12 protein-coding genes and 3 pseudogenes are annotated in these 18983 nt (G+C 51.1%); 9 read left to right on the plus strand and 6 right to left on the minus strand.

Features of this window, described 5'->3' with window-relative positions; genetic code table 11:
- The first annotated feature begins 270 nt into the window (after positions 1–270).
- The 9 genes and pseudogenes from J3P85_RS16755 to J3P85_RS16795 all read left to right on the plus strand — a co-directional run bounded on the left by J3P85_RS16755 (position 271) and on the right by J3P85_RS16795 (position 10235).
- Entirely contained in the window at positions 271–3996 is a 3726-nt protein-coding gene (locus J3P85_RS16755) for a hypothetical protein (RefSeq protein WP_434702518.1), read from the plus strand.
- Positions 3997–4019: 23 nt separating this feature from the next.
- A complete protein-coding gene (locus J3P85_RS16760; RefSeq protein WP_434702519.1) occupies positions 4020–4943 on the plus strand; it encodes an RHS repeat domain-containing protein in 924 nt (307 codons plus the stop codon).
- A gap of 2 nt (positions 4944–4945) precedes the next feature.
- Positions 4946–5344: a hypothetical protein gene (locus J3P85_RS16765; RefSeq protein WP_434702521.1), complete on the plus strand. Its 399-nt coding sequence runs from the start codon at positions 4946–4948 to the stop codon at positions 5342–5344.
- 109 nt (positions 5345–5453) lie between these two features.
- Complete coding sequence (tnpA, locus tag J3P85_RS16770) at positions 5454–5786, plus strand: IS66-like element accessory protein TnpA (protein WP_218180050.1); 333 nt, start codon at positions 5454–5456, stop codon at positions 5784–5786.
- Between the two features lie 101 nt (positions 5787–5887).
- Entirely contained in the window at positions 5888–6247 is a 360-nt protein-coding gene (tnpB, locus tag J3P85_RS16775; RefSeq protein WP_034127541.1) for an IS66 family insertion sequence element accessory protein TnpB, read from the plus strand.
- 18 nt (positions 6248–6265) lie between these two features.
- A pseudogene (gene tnpC / locus J3P85_RS16780) lies at positions 6266–7797 on the plus strand (IS66 family transposase).
- Positions 7798–7829: 32 nt separating this feature from the next.
- On the plus strand, positions 7830–8165 hold the full coding sequence (gene tnpB, locus J3P85_RS16785; protein WP_434702524.1) for an IS66 family insertion sequence element accessory protein TnpB: 336 nt from the start codon (positions 7830–7832) through the stop codon (positions 8163–8165).
- A gap of 81 nt (positions 8166–8246) precedes the next feature.
- Positions 8247–9815, plus strand: a pseudogene (tnpC, locus tag J3P85_RS16790) (IS66 family transposase).
- A gap of 288 nt (positions 9816–10103) precedes the next feature.
- Positions 10104–10235 carry a hypothetical protein gene (locus tag J3P85_RS16795; RefSeq protein WP_434702525.1) on the plus strand — a complete coding sequence of 44 codons (132 nt, stop codon included), beginning with the start codon at positions 10104–10106 and terminating at the stop codon, positions 10233–10235.
- 320 nt (positions 10236–10555) lie between these two features.
- Here J3P85_RS16795 and J3P85_RS16800 read toward each other — a convergent pair.
- From J3P85_RS16800 to gspD, 6 genes and pseudogenes are all read right to left on the minus strand, one after another.
- Positions 10556–10749, minus strand: a pseudogene (locus tag J3P85_RS16800) (DUF7740 domain-containing protein).
- Positions 10750–11003: 254 nt separating this feature from the next.
- Entirely contained in the window at positions 11004–11303 is a 300-nt protein-coding gene (locus J3P85_RS16805; RefSeq protein WP_434702526.1) for a hypothetical protein, read from the minus strand.
- 288 nt (positions 11304–11591) lie between these two features.
- Positions 11592–12005, minus strand: a complete 414-nt coding sequence (locus J3P85_RS16810) for a hypothetical protein (RefSeq protein WP_434702527.1) — start codon at positions 12003–12005, stop codon at positions 11592–11594.
- 15 nt (positions 12006–12020) lie between these two features.
- A complete protein-coding gene (locus tag J3P85_RS16815) occupies positions 12021–12917 on the minus strand; it encodes an RHS repeat-associated core domain-containing protein (protein ID WP_434702528.1) in 897 nt (298 codons plus the stop codon).
- 23 nt (positions 12918–12940) lie between these two features.
- The gene (locus tag J3P85_RS16820) at positions 12941–16696 is read right to left on the minus strand and encodes a hypothetical protein (protein ID WP_434702529.1); all 3756 of its coding nucleotides are present in this window, start codon (positions 16694–16696) and stop codon (positions 12941–12943) included.
- Between the two features lie 83 nt (positions 16697–16779).
- Positions 16780–18957, minus strand: coding sequence for a type II secretion system secretin GspD (gene gspD, locus J3P85_RS16825; RefSeq protein ID WP_434702530.1), 2178 nt, complete (start codon positions 18955–18957; stop codon positions 16780–16782).
- Positions 18958–18983: the final 26 nt, after the last annotated feature.

The raw sequence follows: 18983 nt of genomic DNA on the forward strand, positions 1-18983 counted from the left end.
TGAATAAACTATTATTGATATAGGGTATTTACAATGTGTTCCGCGGCTTTTTTTCCAGAAATTGTACTCCCTGCGGCGCGCCTAATATATTACCAAGCAAGAATAGCGGTATAACGAGTTATATTAAAATGCGTTCAGGCAAATTGACCAATGTTATCCCACCACAAAGTCGTACATTATGCTTGCTCAGAAAGGATACTAAAAATGGAAAAATAATTTTACGCGCCATGCTTAATAATTATATTCACCATCAATAATCAGGACTATAGAATGAAGCCAACCCACATTGCAAGTGCGCTACTCTTGTTGTCTGGGCTCCTCTCGGTCAACATATCTAGTGCGCTAGGCATTAAAGACCCTTCAAATGTAAATGATGACAACTACAGGCTGCCTGACACTACTAACAATACAAAAGAGGAAGAGGTCATTGATAAGGTTGATACGGTTAACGGCAACCTATTGGTAACCCAAAAAGACTTCTCGATCCCTGGTCAAGGGGGGCTAGATATAACCGTTTGGCGCCGTTATGACATGTTGAGGCAATCTGCTGGGCTGGGTCTCACATCGAATATATCATATCGTTGGGCCGAACTTGGTCCTGGCTGGAGTTTGGAGGTTGCGCCAAAAATCAGCGTCACCAATACCTACATAACAGCTCAAAGCGGTAATTACTATTATTTCAGCTACTTCAATAACACGTTGGTAGATCTATGTACCACCAACAAAACTCACGCGCAATTCACAAGCACATGGACAAAGACATCTAGGCACACTCAGTTCCCGGTCTTAGAAGTCCCTGGCGGGGGGCGCGAGACTATTTATAGCGTGGGCGGACACATAGGTAGAACTAAAAGCAACTGGAAGGTTGAGTGCCAAAACAACATCGTGACAGCCACATCGCCTAGAGGGCTCAGGTACGAGTACGGAAACATAAGTGAGCGGAAGATAGGAAACGTATATATAAACCCTGAAGTTGAGTTCAATGAAGCCACAGAAAGCTCTGAGCCTGGAATTACGGACACTTACATGCTGCCCAAGAGGGTTGTGGATTTAAGTGGGAACACGCTGACTTTCAATTATAAAACGTTTGGAAAGCCTATAGCGCCGTGGCCAATGCCCGGAAGACATCCTCAAGACCAATCTCAAGGCTATGTTTTTGCTTCGTGTGATTGGAGGTTGCCTGATCCATGCAATGACTATGAAAAACCAGCAACGCAATTAGCTTCCATTATTGCAAGTGATGGAAGATCCATTTCCTTCGAGCACGACACGGTTACAGGTCGATTGAAAAGTGCAACCTCTAACTCGGGAAAAAAAATAACTTATGAATATCTAGCTCCTGGCGTCCTCAACTCACGAACTCTTTCACGTGTAACATATAACACTGGGGAAGTGTGGCAGTTTAAGTACGCCCAAGGGAAGTACCTTTCCGGATACGGCTCTCGGACCATTCCGCTAAATCAAGAAAACATTTCCGCGAGAAAATTAATAGGTGTCACCTACCCCTCTGGCGGGTCTGTGAATTACACTTATACTTATAGCAATTATGAGGCTCGCCCCTCCCTACATCTTTGGTGGCGCGTCTATGATACAGCCGAAAAAATTTCTTCTCGTACATTATCAAGCGGAGAAAAATGGACTTACTCATATGTTAAAGGGCTAAAGGGAGCATATGATGTTACGACCGTCACAGGGCCCGAAGGTTCTACTATATACAAATACATTGGACCATCATATAAAATCACAACTGCTTTGCAAGGTGCGCCGGAAGAGACTTTATGGATGATCGGGTCGCTAGTTGAAAAAATCGATCCATTAAAAAATATAGAAACCTATAAATGGCAACCTAGGGTCATTACAGGAGGAAAGGAGATAATTGTTGATCTTGGGTATGGAATGGATACTCAAATTCGCGCGGCTGATTTGGCTGAGAAAAACATTTTATTCGACGGCCTAACATACAAGACCACATATGGCGGCTATGATTCGTTCGGAAATGTTGGCACCGTTACTGAAATTAATCCAACAGGCGGTACTCGTGTAACCAAACATGGCTATATTAATAACACAACCAAATGGATTATTGGACTTCACGCAAGCGAATCCTCACCTGCTGGTCAAATTAGCCGAACTTTTGATGTTAACGGTCGCGTAATATCTGTTATTAAGGATGGCGTCCCCACAGGCTTTACCTATGATGCCAGCGGGAATGTTGCGTCCGAGACCATACCTAGCGGCGCAATTTATAGGTACAACAACTACAAATTAGGGGTACCGCAGACAGAGAGAAACCCGCTTAGTATCGTAGTGAACAGGGTTGTAGACAATGCTGGCAATGTGGTAGCGGAAACCAATGGTGAGGGCGTAACTACCACATTCACCTATGACTCGATGAATCGCTTGACCTCTATCAAACCCCCAATAGGTCAAACTAAGTCTATTAAGTACACCCCTACCAGCCGTACCGCAACCCGAGGGGCGCTGGTTGAAAAAACGTTATATGACCCCTTCGGACGTGTCGCTAGCGTTACGTTGGCTGGCATTACGACTCTTTATCAGTACGATGGCTTGGGTCGACGTACATTTGTATCTGATCCAGCTGTCACCACTGGGACCCGATATCAATATGATGCCTTGGGGCGAGTCCTACGCATCACAAACTCCGATAGCACGTTTCAAAGCATTACCTACCGCGCAGGCAGTCAGTCAACGATTGACGAGCGCGGAAAGGTTACTACGTTGAATTTTCGAGCTTATGGTGACCCAAATAAAAGGCAGCTGATGGGCATTGTTGCGCCGGAAAGTAACGCAAGTATTGCCATTACGCGTAACGCGCACGATCAAATAGAGTCAATAGCCCAAGCCGGGCTCAAACGCACCTACGGTTACGACAGCCACAACTACCTCACCAGCGTCACCAACCCGGAAACTGGCACCACCACCTACGGGCGCGACATCGCTGGCAATATGGTTTCGAAAAAAGTGGGTACTTCAGGCACTGTAAAATACACCTACGATGCCCTGGGTCGCTTGATCACTACGACTTTTCCGGGATCCACGCCTGCGATCACTAATACCTATAACAAAGACGGCAAACTACTTACCAGCAATTCCAGCGGCGGAAACCGCAGCTTTGTCTACGACGCCGCAGGCAACGTTATCCAAGAAACGCTGGCGTTGGACGGACGGATGTTCACGGCCAAGTATGCCTATAACGGCAATGACCAGTTGAGCAGTATTACCTACCCCCAATCCGGTCGCGTAGTGAGTTACACACCCGACGCGTTGGGACGACCTTCCACGGTCTCTGGCTATGTCACTAACGTGAAGTACTGGCCGTCCGGGTTGATTCAAAGCATCACCTACAGCAACGGCACCGTCTCCAGCTATGGCCAGAATGCGCGCCTGTGGCCGACCAGCTTTATTACCCAGAAAATCGCCACAGCTGGTATTTACCTCAAAAATAGCTACACCTACGACGGCGTCGGCAACCTGGCTTCGATCAGCGATACCGTCGACAGCAATTTCAACCGCACGCTGGGTTACGACAACATCAACCGCCTGACCAGCGCGTCTGGTTTCTGGGGCCAGGGCAGAATCACCTATGACGGCGGCGGTAATCTGACCGCTCAGACGTTCGGTCAATCCAGCCTCGTCTATAGCTATGACGCCAATAATCGCCTTAGCAGTGTGCGCGGGCTGCGGGCCGACACCTTTGGCTACGACGCATACGGAAACGTTGCCAGCAGATCGGGCACAACCTACACCTACAATGACGTACCCAACCTCGTGTGCATCAATTGCGCTAACCCGGCAAGCAAGGTGGAGTACAGCTATGACAGCCTCAACCACCGAAGTGCCGTGACCAAGGCCAGCGGCAAGGTCTACGAAATGCACGATTCCAATGGCAAACCTTTGGTTGAGCTGAATGGCAATAGCCTGACCGAATACTTCTATCTGGGCGACAAGCGCATCGCTCAACGGGTGAGCCCATGAGCTGGAGTCAGGGAGAGAGACACATGGATACTTTGAAAAAACTGGGCAAACAACTCGGTGTGGCGCTCCTGGCCTGTGTGCTGAACACCGGCGCGATAGCTGACACCGTCACATTTTTCCACAATGACATCTCAGGCAGCCCGCTGGCGGCCACCGACGCAACGGGCCAGCTATTGTGGAAGGAAAACTATAAACCTTATGGCGATAAGCTGAATCAATCGGCCCCTAGCAGCAGTAATAAAATTGGCTATCACGGCAAAGCTCACGATGACTCCACTGGCTTGTCGTACATGGGCGCTCGATATTACGATCCGGTAATTGGCCGATTTGTAAGCGTAGATCCGCAAGAGGTCCAGCCCAGCAATATTCACAGCTTTAATCGATATGCGTACGCTAACAACAATCCATACCGGTTCGTAGACCCAGATGGTAGAGAGGCGGTATCTGTCGACAGCCGAAACAATAGAATCATTGCAAGCATGATTAATAGTTATACATCAAAAACATTTGGCTTTAATAGTTCCAACAGGCTAGAGGCTACCGGAGCCAACAATCCCTCTGGCGGCTCAAAATATTATAGCGCTCGACTGGAACAAGCAATCGCAAGTAGGAACGCCGTATACATTAAGCTTGCGGATTCATTGTATAGCGCCCAAGAGGGAAGAGATGTTAATATTTCAGATTATGGCGGCGCTGCAACTACTTCGTTTGGTGACGGATCTGCCCATCTCGTCACTGTCGGCAAAGAAATAACAAGTTATGGAGCACAAGATGGAGGAAGCGTAAACCCAGATCAAGGAGGAGCATTGATGCACGAGATGGTCGGGCATGCGATTCCAAGAATGGTTGGCTCCGACACAGGCAATGCAGTTTCTAATGAAAACAAAGTCAGAATCGAAATAAAGAATCAACCTTTAAGAGCTCAAGACCTTGGCCATAGGGAGTAAACATGAAGAACCTCAAAATTATATCAATCACTACGGCATTTGCAGCAATGAGTTTTATAACGAGTTCTGCTTTTTGCCTAGAACTGAAAAAAATGTCGCTTGAGGATAAAGTCTCCTTATCGGAACTCGTATTCATTGGGGTTGTCACTAAAACTCAAAAAAATAGCCAGGATTTTGGCTATGACCTAGCCATTACTCAACCGATAGAAGTATTAAAAGGCAATTCGTCAGAAGTCATAAAAATCGCATACAATGGGACCATCCCTGAAGCGCACCCCAACTGCTGCGAGGTTGGAAAATCTTATCTTTTCTTTGTATCAAAAAACCCGAAGGGTGATTATTACCCAGTAAATGCTCGCTATGGCGTTTACCCATTGAATATTGCAAAGCCAAGGAAGTAGTAATGCTGTATGCGTCCGGCCAACACACCTTCCTGACGCAACCGCCGAAGGCCATGGTGTCCACCTAATTTAAGTGGACACCATTTCCAGCCTTTTAAGCGGGTCTTTCATGCAGTCACAACGCCGCTCCTATTCCAAATCCTTCAAGGCTCAGGTCATTCAAGAGTGCGCCCAGCCTGGGGCCTCGATTGCCAGCGTTGCGCTGAGCCACAGCCTTAACGCAAACCTCGTCCATAAATGGATTCGAGTCCAAGCGCAGAAAACCATGGCTCTGCAGCCTGCTTTCATTCCGCTGCCCTTGCAGCTAGCCGGGGTAAATTCGCAAGCCGCGTCGTCGGCTATCTGTCTCGAAATCCCGCACCCACGCGGCACCGTCAAAGTGAGCTGGCCGACCGAAAACGCCGCAGCCTGTGCCACCTTTCTGCGAGATCTGCTGCGATGATCCGCATCGATACCATCGTAAGCGCTCCATGAACCCCACATTCAAAGCTGCCAAATGATCCCGGATGCTGTGCTCCCGATTCTTTCTGGAGCTCGTTCGCCATGATGCGACCCGATGCAAAAGTCGAAAAAGTGTATCTGTATCCCAAACCCGTCGACTTCCGAAAGTCCATCGACGGCTTGGCTGCGCTGGTCGAGTTGGACATTAAGGTCGCGGTTTTTGACCCCGTGCTTTTCGTCTTCCTCAACAAGCCCCGCAACCGAGTGAAGATTTTATATTGGGAGCGCAATGGCTTCTGCCTATGGCTCAAGCGCCTCGAATCCGAGCGCTTTAAAACATCGCCCGATGCCAGCGACGAGGCGATAGTCCTGACCGTCCAGGAACTCAACTGGATGCTCGACGGTTTTGACCTCTGGCGTAACCGTCCCCATCAGGTTTTGACGCCACGATTCGTGGCCTGATTCGGTATAATCCAGGGCATGATTTCGATGCCCAAAGACCTTCCTGACGACCCTGCGCTGCTCAAGCAATTGCTAGAGCAGATGCTGATTGAGCGCGAGTCTAACAAGGGCCGCATCGTTCATCTTGAAGAAGAAAACGCGCTGCTGCGCCAGCGCCTGTTGGGACGTAAGTCCGAGCAGGCAACCGATCTGGCAACGCCTCAGCTAGCCCTTTTCAACGAGGCGGAAAGCATCGCCGAGCCTGTCGGCGAAGACGTTGAAGAAGAGGTTGTCGCTCCGGCCAAGCGTCGCGGCAAACGCAAGCCGCTGCCTGCCGACCTGCCACGTATCGAAGTCATCCACGAACTTCCCGAGCATGAACTGACGTGTGCCTGCGGCTGCCGCAAACACGTCATTGGCGAGGAAGTCAGCGAGCAGCTTGAAATCGTACCGATGCAGATCCGAGTGACAAACACGTTCGTAAAGTTTACGGTTGCCGCGACTGCGAGACGGCCCCGGTCACTGCGGACAAGCCGGCTCAACTGATTGAAAAAAGCATGGCTAGCCCAAGTGTTCTGGCGATGCTGCTGACCACCAAATACGTGGACGGTTTGCCGCTCCACCGCTTTGAAAAAGTGCTGGGCCGCCATGGCATCGATATTCCGCGTCAGACCCTGGCTCGCTGGGTTATCCAATGCGGTGAGCACTTTCAGCCGTTGCTGAATTTAATGCGCGACAGCCTCTTGGCCAGTCGGGTCATCCACTGCGATGAAACACGCGTGCAGGTGTTGAAAGAGCCTGACCGGGAGCCAAGCAGTCAGTCCTGGATGTGGGTGCAAACCGGCGGCCCGCCAGACAAACCAGTGATCCTTTTTGACTACTCCACCAGCCGCTCGCAGGAGGTTCCAACGCGCCTGCTCGATGGCTACTGCGGCTATCTCATGACCGATGATTACGCCGGTTACAACGCGCTTGGCGCGCAGGACGGAGTCGAGCGTTTAGGGTGCTGGGCTCATGCACGCCGTAAGTTTGTCGAAGCGCAAAAAGTGCAACCCAAAGGCAAGACAGGCCGGGCGGATATAGCGCTGAAGCTGATCAGCAAGCTATACGGCATCGAGATCGCCTTCAAAGAGAGCAGCGATGAGGGGCGGAAAAATGGACGTCAGGATTTAAGTCTCAAGGTGATGAGTGAGCTGAAGGCCTGGATGGAAAAAACGCTCCCATACATGACCACGCAGAATGCACTGGGCAAGGCTGTGACCTATCTGGCAAACAACTGGAGCAAACTGGAACGGTACGTCGAGCAAGGCTACCTGCCCATCGACAACAATACCGCCGAGCGCGCAATCCGGCCTTTCGTCATCGGAAGGAAGAACTGGTTGTTCAGCGATACGCCCAAAGGCGCGACGGCCAGTGCTCAACTTTACAGCCTGGTCGAGACCGCCAAAGCCAACGGTCAAGAGCCTTATGCGTGGCTGCGCCACGCACTGGAGCGCCTACCACAGGCATCCTCGCTCGAAGATTACGAAGCTCTGTTGCCGTGGAACAGCAAGCCCGGATCCCACAGCTAAACGCACCGCCCATTTTTGACTAGGTGGGGTTTATGGAGCGCTTACATACCATCTGGCTCGCCACCGAGCCGATGGACATGCGCGCCGGCACCGACACCGCCATGGCCCGCGTGATTTCAGTGTTCGGTGCGGCACAGCCGCACTGCGCTTATCTGTTCGCCAACCGCCGCGCCACCCGCATGAAAGTCCTGGTGCACGACGGGTTGGACATCTGGTTGGCGGCGCGTCGACTCCACCAAGGCAAATTCGCTTGGCCTGGCACGCGCCACGGTTCACAAATGGAGCTGAGCGCCGAACAGCTACACGCCTTGATACTGGGCTTGCCATGGCAGAGAGTTGGCCCCGCAAACGCCATTTCCGTCCTCTAAGCCGAACCATGCCCTATCCGGCAGCGCAATTGTCCGATCAGCCTGTCGTCCTGTTTACGCTGATCTGGCAAGATCGGCGGCATGACTTCGATCCCCGACCTCGACCAACTGAACCCCGAACAACTGCGTGCACTCGCGGCGCAGTTGCTGCAACGCGTCTCGGCGCTCGACGAGCAAGTTGAAACGATGGGCAAGACCGTCTAGGTCATGGACAAGAAGATCCATCACGACAAACGTTGATCGAAAAACTCAGCCACGAGATCGCCCAGCTCAAGCGTTTCAAGTTCGCCAAACGCAGCGAGCAAATGAGCCCGGAACAGGCCAGTTTGCTCGACGATCTGATCGATACCGATATCGCTGCCATTGAAGCGGAACTGGAGTCGCTGCAAGTTACTCCGGCACCCACCCAGGAAAAGCAGAAACCCAAGCGTCGCGCCTTGCCGCCTGAGCTTCCCCGCACGCTGATCCATCACGAGCCGGACAGCACGGAGTGCGCCTGTGGCTGCGCGCTCAAACGCATCGGTGAAGATGTCAGCGAGAAGCTCGATTACACACCTGGCGCGTTCACCGTGGAGCGCCATATCCGTGGCAAGTGGGTGTGTGATGACTGCGAAACGCTGATCCAAGCGCCGGTGCCGGCGCAGGTGATCGACAAGGGCATCCCGACTGCGGGCTTGTTGGCCCACGTCATGATTGCGAAGTTTGCTGACCATCTGCCGCTGTATCGTCAGGAAGCCATGTTCGGCCGCGCCGGCCTGGCTATCCCGCGTTCGACCCTCGCCCAATGGGTTGGCGCCTGCGGTGTGCAGTTGCAGCCACTGGTCGATGCGCTGCGCGAAGTGGTGCTTGAACAGCCGGTCGTTCACGTTGATGAAACGCCGGTGCAAATGCTCATGCCGGGCACCAAGAAAACCCATCGTTCCTACGTTTGGGCTTACGCCACCAGCCCGTTTTGCGAAACCTCGGATGTAGTTTACGACTTCAGCCTCAGCCGGGCCGGCGAGCATGCGCGTAACTTCCTACAAGACTGGAAGGGCAAGCTGGTCTACGATGATTTCGGCGGTTACAAGGCCAGCTTCGAACTCGGCGTGACTGAAATCGGCTGCATGGCTCATGCCCGGCGCAAGTTCTTCGAACTGCATGCCACTCACAAGAGCACGCTGGCTGAGCAAGCCTTGCGTTACATGCAGGCGCTGTACGAGATCGAGGGGGAAATCAAGGATCTGGAACCGGACATACGCCGCCGAATACGGCAAGAAAAGGCGGTACCGGTGATGGATGCGTTGCATGCCTGGATGGTTGCCCAGCGCGATATCGTGCACAACGGTTCGTGCCATTGGCAAAGCCTTGGATTACAGCTTGAAACGCTGGACGGCGCTGTCGCGCTACCTCGATGACGGGGCTGTGCCCATTGACAATAATTGGTGTGAAAACCAGATACGGCCTTGGGCGCTGGGGCGCAAGAACTGGCTCTTTGCTGGGTCGCTACGCAGCGGCAAACGCGCCGCTGCGATCATGAGTTTGATCCAGTCGGCCCGGAACAATGGGCACGATCCCTATGCCTACCTGAAGGATGTGCTGACGCGCCTGCCTACGCAGCGGGCAAGTGAGATTGCAGAGTTGCTGCCGCATAGGTGGCGTCCGGCTTAGTCGTGCAAGACGGTTTGCCCGTACGCTTACGCTAGCTGGACCAAACGAGCATGCAGGACGGTCCATTGCGAGCGACGGCAATAACCACGAGCTTGGAGATTTTTATAGAAGGCATTCAGGATTTGGGCGATGGCCAGCACGCGCTCGCCATACCACTCACGCAACGCTGCGCGCCAGATGTCATCGGGACGCCTAATACCCCATCCGATGGCCCTTAATTGGCCAGAGGACAGCGTCAGTATTAAACAAGAGACACCCAACCACCGATTGAGTTGAGGAGGCTTGGGCATGCTAGTCATCAAGACATTCGATGTCTGCCCTGCCCAGTCGATGGCGATCAATCCATTGGATGCAATATCCAATGATGAACAGGTGGAGCCCAACCATTTCGCCAAGCGAAAACTACGAAAAGCGCCCTGAGTCATTGAGTCTTCCCGCTATACCAGCACCGCGAAGCAGATGCTGTCTTCATCCATGTCATGCAGGTTCAGTCCTTATACCAATCCTAATCCAGGCACCAATCCGCGCCATTACCGAGCCATTACCGAGCCATTATCACATACAGCAAGCGATCTCTGTCAGTGCGGGATCGTTATCAAGGTCATCAGGTGACAAGAGGTCTATCTATGGGGCGAAAATGACATTGTGAGATGGATCTAGAGGCTTGCGTACGTCGTCAGGTCTAAAGAGGGTCATACGTTCAGCTAACGCACAGAAGGTGTTTCCTCGTTAATAATCCATCAATCGTCTAGATTTTCTGCTAGAAAGCCCACGAGATGGAGCGGGCTTTTTGCCTCTATCACCTTGTAAATAAGACTCACCTACTGCGCGGCAGCTTCTTGACCACGCTCTTGGCCGAAGCTCTTACAGCTTCGTCCGTCCCATGGATTCGAGCCGCAAGTAGCAGTACGAGCGTTGCATCAGTGAGTTTCATTCCAACCTGCTCTCTAGCTAGATTGATGGTCTGAGTTTGACATGGCGGGCGGATGTCGCCTTCCATGTCATTAGTAACTACGTAGAAACGCTGTGACTATAGGTGAGCAAAGCCACAGCGCTCACAATAAGGCTTACTTAAAAAGAATTAAATAGATGTTTCCTCTTCTGAGATTCTTTTTCCGATAGCGACCAGATACGCTCCATAGGAGGGTTCTATTTCCAGAATTAGGACCGGGCCTTCCTCATGCTCTTTCAGTTTTTTATCCAAAAAAACGTGAACTTCTCGTTGCGCTCAAGAGCTACATCATCTAATTCATAGGCGTACTTCATCAGTGATTTGCCTACACCGTCATTGCTCGGGGACGGTTTCGGGCGAACCACTCGCACAGCATTTATTATGTTACCTTCTTTGAAATCAGTGACGCGTAGCTTTTCCAGCCCGCTCAATTGAATTTTAGTTATTTTATCTTGTGCGAGAACCTCCACAGCCAAAATATCATCCATCACAGCAATGGATATTAATTTTCCATCATGAAAAGTGCTCGATAACATACGTTATTCACCTTTTAGACAGAGGGCCATGTAGGGGTGCTCATTACGGTCTTCGTACGTTGGCGGACTACCATCTGCTGGTCTATCCCAATTATGCGTATGGTGTCCGCTCCCAACGCCGGCCTCATTGGGATGAGGATCATCGTATCGACTTCAAGTCGGGCGGGGCCTTTACGCTTCCGAGTAGAGTCAGCACGTTGTATGCGATACTGACTCTACACACGCACAAATGGTACCAATATCCGGATCGGTACAAGGGCTTAACGACAGAATACAATAGTCAATAGCCTAGGTGTATCGTGCGACTACTTCCAACTCATCTAAGAGTTCTTGATTTGAAGAAAATATAATCCACTCTGTGCTATCAATGGCACGAAGGGCAATTTCACACCCCTGGAAGTCATCGGCTAGTAGTTTATTGACCTCCAGCTGCTCAACACTCGATACGGCAACGATTAAGCAATCAATCGTATACTCGACTGCTTCTGCAAAACTTGAAATTTCGCTCCACGTCAGAACTAAGCCGTGAGGCTGTTCACGCAATCTCTTCTGAAACTCAAGAACCGAATCATTGAACGGCATTTGGCCAACGCCATCAAATTCGATAATACTCCAAACCCAGTTATTCACTGGCACCTTAGATAGCAGGCCCGCCAGTTGAACGCGAGTCTGATTCACTCGATACATCGGCACTTCAAGCATATCTATATCCTCAACTTAGTTTTGCAATGGTCGTGCAGGGCCATGCTGAAGCGTGCCACCCGTTGGATTGGGTAAATAAGGATGCTCATGAGGATTCGTGTGGTTCTTTGGTCGTCCGTGGTCCGTAAAGTCAATGTCCTTAACTGGGCGCCCATTGGCATCCCATTCCCGTCCTTGATCGTATTTCCCACGACGACCTTCCTTTTGACCAAGTTGAGTATGCGCTCCTTCAGCTTCAGGATCTCGAACAGGATTGCCATTTCGGTCTCGCGGCAATTCACGGTCGGGGAAGCCGCTTCCTTCGCGGTCTCCTTTGGTACTTTCACTATTGTAGGTCGTGGAGGTTGAAACATCTGATATTTGCGTCGCCGATCCCGGCGAGCCTCCAAAGCTAAAATCATCGCCCGATTGTCCACCGCCGCCGTTGAGCATTGTGTTCACGGTCAGTGCGCCCGCAAGCGCAGTCAGCGCGTAAAAAGCTGGAACCACCAGAAACGCAAAACGTCCGTCAGGGTCTACATATTTGTAAGGGTTGTTATTGGTATAGGCGTAGCGGTTAAAACTGTGCAGGTTGTCTGTCTGAAAATCGACCGGGTCGATCCCCATAAACCGTCCCAGCACCGGATCGTAATACCGGGCCCCCATGTACGACAAACCAGTGGCATCGTCATAGGCTTTGCCGTGGTAGCCGATCTTGTTACTGCTGCTGGGCGCCGAGCGATTCAGCTTGTCCCCATAAGGCTTGTAGTTCTCCTTCCACAGCAGATTGCCAGCGGCATCCGTGGCAGCCATCGGGCTGCCCGAAATGTCATTGTGAAAGTAGGTGATGGTGTCGGCGATGGTAACGGTGTTCAGCATTAGGGCCAGCAGACCTACGCCGAGTTTCTTGCCCAGCTTCTTCAGAGCATCCATGTGTCTCTCTCCTTTTTTCCAGCTCATGGGCTGACCCGCTGGGCGATGCGCTTGTCACCCAGATAGAGGTACTCGGTGAGCACGCCTGCATCCAGTTCGATCAACGGTTTGCCATTGGAATCGTGCATCTCGTAAACCTTACCGCTGGCCTTGGTCACGGCACTGCGGTGGTTAAGGCCGTCATAGCTGTATTCCACCTTTTTCGCAGGAACAGCGCAGTTGATGCAGGTGAGGTTGGGCACGTCATTGTAGGTATAGGTGTTGCCCAGGCTGCTGCTTACGTTGCCATAGGCGTCATAGCCGAAGGTGCTGGCTCGCAACCCACTCACACTGCTGAGACGGTTGCTGGTGTCATAGACGTAGGCGAGACTGGATTGCCCAAGGGTTTGCTTGGTGAGATTACCTCCACCGTCGTAGGTGATGCTGCCCTGGCCCCAGAAGCCGACAGCGCTGGTCAGGCGGTTGATGTTGTCGTAGCCCAGCGTGCGGTTGAAGCTGCTGTCAGCGGTGTCCTTGATTGTGGCCAGGTTGCCGACGCCATCATAGGTGTAGCTGCTGTTGAGGTAGACACCGGCAGTGGCTGTTTTTTGGGTGACGAAATTGGTCGGCCACAGGCGCGCATTCTGACCATAAGTAGATACGGTACCGTTGCTGTAGGTGACGCTTTGAATCAACCCGGACGGCCAATACTTTACGTTGGTAACGTAGCCCGAAACCGTGGTGGGTCGTCCCAGGGCATCGGGTGTGTAGCTCACCACACGACCGGACTGCGGGTAGGTGATGCTGCTCAACTGATCATTGCCGTTGTAGGCATATTTAGCAGTGAACACCTTGCCGTCCAATGCCAGACTTTCCTGGATCAGGTTACCTGCGGCGTCGTATGCAAAGCTGCGATTACCGCCGCTGGCATTGCTGGTCAGCAGTTTACTGTCCTTGTTGTAGGTGTTGGTGATCGCAGGTGTGGTGCCAGGATAGACGGTTGACTTAAGGCGATCGAGAGCGTCATAGGTGTACTTTGTGATGCCCGAAGCGCCCACTTTCTTGGTGATCATATTCCCTGCGATATCACGACCATAGGTGGTGATACCGGTTTCTGGGTTGGTGACACTGATCAGGTAATTGTGGGCGTCATAGCCGTAAGTGCGCTTTCGTCCGCCCTGTGTAACCGCTGTCATAAGACCGTTAGGGCTGCGTTCAATACTCACGTTAGCGGACGCTTCAGGCGCGGCAATGGCCATCAGCAACTGTTTGTCCGGATTACCGTAAGCGCGGTAGGTGTAGGTCGTGGTTTTACCTCGCTCATCCACGACCGACATATTGGCCGGACCATAGGTGCGAGATTGGAAGGTGCCATCGGCATTGGTCTGGCGAGTCAGGCGATTCAGGGCGTCATATTGATAGCGCGTACCGGTCGCCACGCCTGGGTTGGACTCAAACGTTTTTCGGCCCAAGCCGTCATAAGTGAAAGTTCTGGTGACACCGGCCAATGTGACACTGGCGGGGTGGCCGAACGGGCCGTATACCGTTTTCTCCACCAAAGCGCCGCGAGTAGCGGTTTTCGAGGTGGGGGTATAGGCAATGGTTTCGCGGCTGCCCACCGGTGGTGTAAACGACGTCTGGCGGTTCAGACCGTCATAAGTATAAGTAGTGGTTTTACCTTCACCGTTGGTTTCAGAGGTAATATTGCCCACATTGTCCACTACACGGGTAAGGGTAATACCTTCGGGGTGGGTTTCGGTTTGTGCAATGCCCCTTTTGTAGTTTGAGTAGGTATAAACCCTGCCGCCTGGGGTAGTCTTGCTGGCGATGTTGCCTTGAGCGTCATAGCTGAACTTCGTAGTCACCCCATCACGTGTTTCGGTCAGAACCTTGCCATTGGCGTCGAAGGTGCGGGTCATCGAAACGCCAGGAGATACCTCGCTCTTCAGGTGACCGATGATCCACTTGGCGGGGTCGTTGAAGTAACTAAGGGTCGTTGTGCGACTGCCTCCGTTGGGACCTATTTCTGTACGGACACCTGGTTTACCATAGCTATCATAATTTGATAGTTGTGTGGTATAGGCAGCACCATTTCGAATAATAGTCCTTTTCGACAAATCTGCAGCCCATGTTTTAGAATCTTTAAATCTGCCTAGTTCTTCTAGTTCGGTCGCAACACTCAAAAAAACCCTAGGCTCCCAGCTATAAATTTCTGAACTACCCCCAGGATATACTATTTCGGCAACCCTACCAACACGCCATACATTATCCGTTAGACTGAAGCTTGGACCAAAGAATTTATAACTTGTAACCCCATCTGGGCCGGCGACTTGAGTAGAGTCATGTATACCGCTGCTGCCACGGGCATAGGTATATATCCATTGATGACCAGTGGAGAGAGTCTTTTTACCGATGCGCTCGACACCCACATAATAATCTACGCTTCCCCACGGGTTTTTGTACCTAGTCTTCAAGTTGGAGAAACTATATTCGTACTTCGATGCACCTCCTGCGGGGTAGGTTATCCCTACCAGCTTTCTACTAGTAATGGAGTTCACATTCAACGGCTTTATTGTATCGTCCGGATTTGGCATCGGCCCTGGAACTGTCAGGTAAGCGCCTGGAGCATAAGCGTAGGACCAGACACTCCCATCTGGCAAGATGACCTTGGAGAGAACCCGTGAGTTCATAGCGTCGGGGGTAAGATACGAGTACGTCCACGTTCTGTTATTTGCGCTCATTGAGACTAGGCGCCCTGTATCTTTTGCATAAACAAAGTTAACCTGCCGCCCATCACTAGAAGTAATAGCAGTTAGTAGTTGCGAAGGACTCTCTATACTTGCCGAATTATTACCACTTATAAACGATGGCTTGGCGTTATACGGGGGTATTCTAGCAGGCATTATCCAAAGAGGAATCGCACCGCCAAAACTCTGATAGTGAAAGGTAAGTAAATTTCCGTTCGGCGACCTCGCACTTTTTGCGAGCATATAAATTTCTGTCCTGCCTGGAAGCGGCGTCAAATAATCTCCAGAGTCTGCGGCCTGGTCACCTTCAGATATATAAACCCTTCCTACTTGCCTCTCAGCGATAGAACCGAAATCATAAACAACCCCCTCCGGATCGTTCAGCGTTACTTTATTGCTTAGGCAATCTAGTTTCCATCCAGACTTTGTTAACGCTCTATAGCCACCTGTTCTGTAAAGCCTTTCACTTCCCCCGCCGGGCATTTCCAACATGAGCTGGGTTGGCTCAAACGAATTGGTGGCTTCACCACTGCAAACTTGCAACAGGGCCGATTTATAATAATAAATAGTTTCGGGGGCATTTTTTTGTCTAGTGACACTAAAGCGACTATGGACGCTAATTTTCGGTGCGGCGCTTAACGTCCAGCCAGGCCCGAGGGCCGCCCATCTATATGATTGATTATGAGTAGATAAAAGCTTTCCTGATGCTGAACTCATGTCATACGTTCGCCACACCTTGATATCCAACCCGCCGTTACCTGCAAGTTCCAAATCCTTATGGCGAATTTGCAAATTCCCAGTCCAAGGATCAATATTTTCTATCTGCTCCGCATTGACTATATCCGAGGGTATTGGATTGAGTTCTGCGTTTGGGGTGGATAAGAAATCCTCTGCATCGGCTTGGGAGGCGAATAACCACGTAGTGAGGCCGATGCACGCAAAAAAAGAAGACATGACTTTATTGCAGCGAACATCATTGCAAGCATTGATCCCCGAATGCGGCTTACATTCATGCTCTGGTAATTCCCGAAGCCCGAATCTGACATTGCTCATTAGCGCACTCATTTCAATCCTTAGTTTGTGTCAATGCAAATACTATTAATTCCCGTGCAGTGCTTAATTAAAGCACCTGATTTTTAGAACGGTTGAATAAGCTGCATTTTTTGACGATATTCAGTAGTCACCCCCCTCGCCGCGTTACTATCCGATATGACTTTCGGTGTAATTAATACGATCAATTCAGTTCGGCCATGGCTGCTCTGCTTATCGCTGAACAACCAGCCGAGTCCCGGTATGGTCCCCAAATACGGCACGCGACTGTCCTGCCGAGATTCGTCCTGCTTGATAAGCCCTCCAAGCAAAACTGTTTGCCCGCTCTGCACAGCAACCTGAGTGGATACGGAACGAGTGGAAATACTTGGATTACCGTTACTATCTACGATCTTGCTAGCATCGCTAACCTGCTGTTGAATATCCATGTATACCAAGCCACCAGGATTTATCCGAGGCACGACGTCAAGAATGACGCCTGTCTGTATGTATTGAACACTGCTAGTACTAACTGACGTATTATCCAAGTTTATTGTAGTTTGGTTGATTGGAATATTATCCCCAACTTGGATCTGCGCATTCTGATTATTCATTACCACTAAAGATGGAGCCGAAAGCACACGGGTATTTCCGTTGATCTCCAAAGCGTGCAGTGCAACTTGCAGATTATCACTGACAAAAGAGTAGAAAAGCGTATCCGTGGCTTTAAGTGCAGCGCCGCCTGCCCCCAGAGCTCCTTGACTGCCTGAGGCATTCTGAACTCCAGGAGTTCCTGACTTACCGGCTAACCGGCCTAGATACCACTGCACGCCTAGATTCATACCATCAGTAAGACTGACTTCAAGAATCCTCGTCTCAATTTGTACTTGCAAAGGAGGATTATCCAATCTCCGGATCGCTGCCTGGATCTCCTGCCACTGAGTCGGGCGGCAGCGTATTAACAGTTGATTACTACTCTTTTGCGCCGTAATGCGTACAGGGTCTTCGGCCTTACCTACGACCGCGGAGTTACCTTCAAGCGTCTCTTCACCCTGTTGCTCCTGCAAGTCCTCAGACTCCAAAGACTCTGCTCTCGGCTCTAGTTCATCGCTATTCGTAGGTGCGGAAGACAAACTACCAAGGCGTCCCGTATTTTTATTCGATGAAAGAGTAATCGTGCGTAACCCTGGTGCCACCTGAGCACGCTCTTTATGTTCTACCGCGTTGCTGACGTAGATCTGCCGCAGATAGTGGGCCAAATCAGTGGCTTTCATATTACGCACGTCGTATACATACATTTGGGGCTCATATCCCCCGCCCTGATCGATTGTATCGATCCAGCGACCGACCTCGTCCAGATACTCCGGCTGAGAGGAAATAGCGACAATCGCATTGGTCCGCTCAATGGGCAGAAAACGCACCATCCCAGCCAAGGGCGTGCCGCTGCGCGGGCCAAAAAGTTGGTTCAACTCAGGTATCAGCTCGGCAACATTGGCGCGCTGCAAACCGTAGACTCCAATGGACATTCCTTTGAGCCAGTTAAGGTCGAAGGTATCAATTGTGTCTTGGTAATTATTCAGCTCATCGGCCGTACCGGCCATGACTAAAATATTGCGAGCAGAATCCATCAGGAGAAATGAATTTTCCCGAGCGAATGGCTTGAGCAGCTTTTGCATTTCCACGGCAGAGATGTAGTCAAGGGTGAATAACTTGGCACTCAACCCAATGCTTGGAGCTGGCATACGGTATTGTGGTGTCAGTTGCCCAGCCACCGCCTGATTGGCGGGAACCACTAAGTAACGATTTCCTTGTCGTACCAGCGCGTTATTGGTCCAAGACAGCAGTGTTTCAAGGATCGATAACGCTTGATCTTTGTCTACAGGTTTTGCTGTCGAAAATGAAACATCACCGCTAACCCCTTGGGAGATGCTGAAGTCCTCATTTAGCAAATCCCCAAGGATGGTGTTGATCACAGCAGCAATAGGTTGATTGGTGAAGTTGAACGTTACCTTGCTCTGACGTTCTTCAGGCTTACGCTCTGGGCGGGCGGCTACTTTGCTAACAAAGTGTTGGTTTCCGCGAATAATCTGCTGCCTCGGAGGCTGCGGGGAAACCTGTGCATTGTCGGTTGGAGCAACCTTGCCCAGCGGTCTGACCAATGAATTGTCAGCCTCGGTTCCGGCGAGACCTTCGTGAAGAAGGCGATCATCTTGTTGAGTAGCTGGGTTAATACAGCCTTGCAGCAATATCGTTGCCACACAGGAAAGAGCCAAACGATTGACCACGAAATTAAATCCTTGATAAAACTAGT

The sequence above is a fragment of the Pseudomonas sp. Z1-12 genome (genome assembly GCF_051132015.1).
Taxonomy (GTDB): domain Bacteria; phylum Pseudomonadota; class Gammaproteobacteria; order Pseudomonadales; family Pseudomonadaceae; genus Aquipseudomonas; species Aquipseudomonas zanjanensis.

Bases quoted from the DNA above. Each gene is read 5' to 3' on its own strand.
- J3P85_RS16795 (WP_434702525.1), top strand. From the start codon at position 10,104: ATGCTAGTCATCAAGACATTCGATGTCTGCCCTGCCCAGTCGATGGCG.
- tnpA (WP_218180050.1), top strand. From the start codon at position 5,454: ATGCAGTCACAACGCCGCTCCTATTCCAAATCCTTCAAGGCTCAGGTC.
- J3P85_RS16755 (WP_434702518.1), top strand. From the start codon at position 271: ATGAAGCCAACCCACATTGCAAGTGCGCTACTCTTGTTGTCTGGGCTC.
- J3P85_RS16810 (WP_434702527.1), bottom strand. From the start codon at position 12,005: ATGCTTGAAGTGCCGATGTATCGAGTGAATCAGACTCGCGTTCAACTG.
- J3P85_RS16815 (WP_434702528.1), bottom strand. From the start codon at position 12,917: ATGGATGCTCTGAAGAAGCTGGGCAAGAAACTCGGCGTAGGTCTGCTG.
- J3P85_RS16820 (WP_434702529.1), bottom strand. From the start codon at position 16,696: ATGAGCAATGTCAGATTCGGGCTTCGGGAATTACCAGAGCATGAATGT.
- tnpB (WP_434702524.1), top strand. From the start codon at position 7,830: ATGGAGCGCTTACATACCATCTGGCTCGCCACCGAGCCGATGGACATG.
- J3P85_RS16765 (WP_434702521.1), top strand. From the start codon at position 4,946: ATGAAGAACCTCAAAATTATATCAATCACTACGGCATTTGCAGCAATG.
- J3P85_RS16760 (WP_434702519.1), top strand. From the start codon at position 4,020: ATGGATACTTTGAAAAAACTGGGCAAACAACTCGGTGTGGCGCTCCTG.
- tnpB (WP_034127541.1), top strand. From the start codon at position 5,888: ATGATGCGACCCGATGCAAAAGTCGAAAAAGTGTATCTGTATCCCAAA.
- J3P85_RS16805 (WP_434702526.1), bottom strand. From the start codon at position 11,303: ATGTTATCGAGCACTTTTCATGATGGAAAATTAATATCCATTGCTGTG.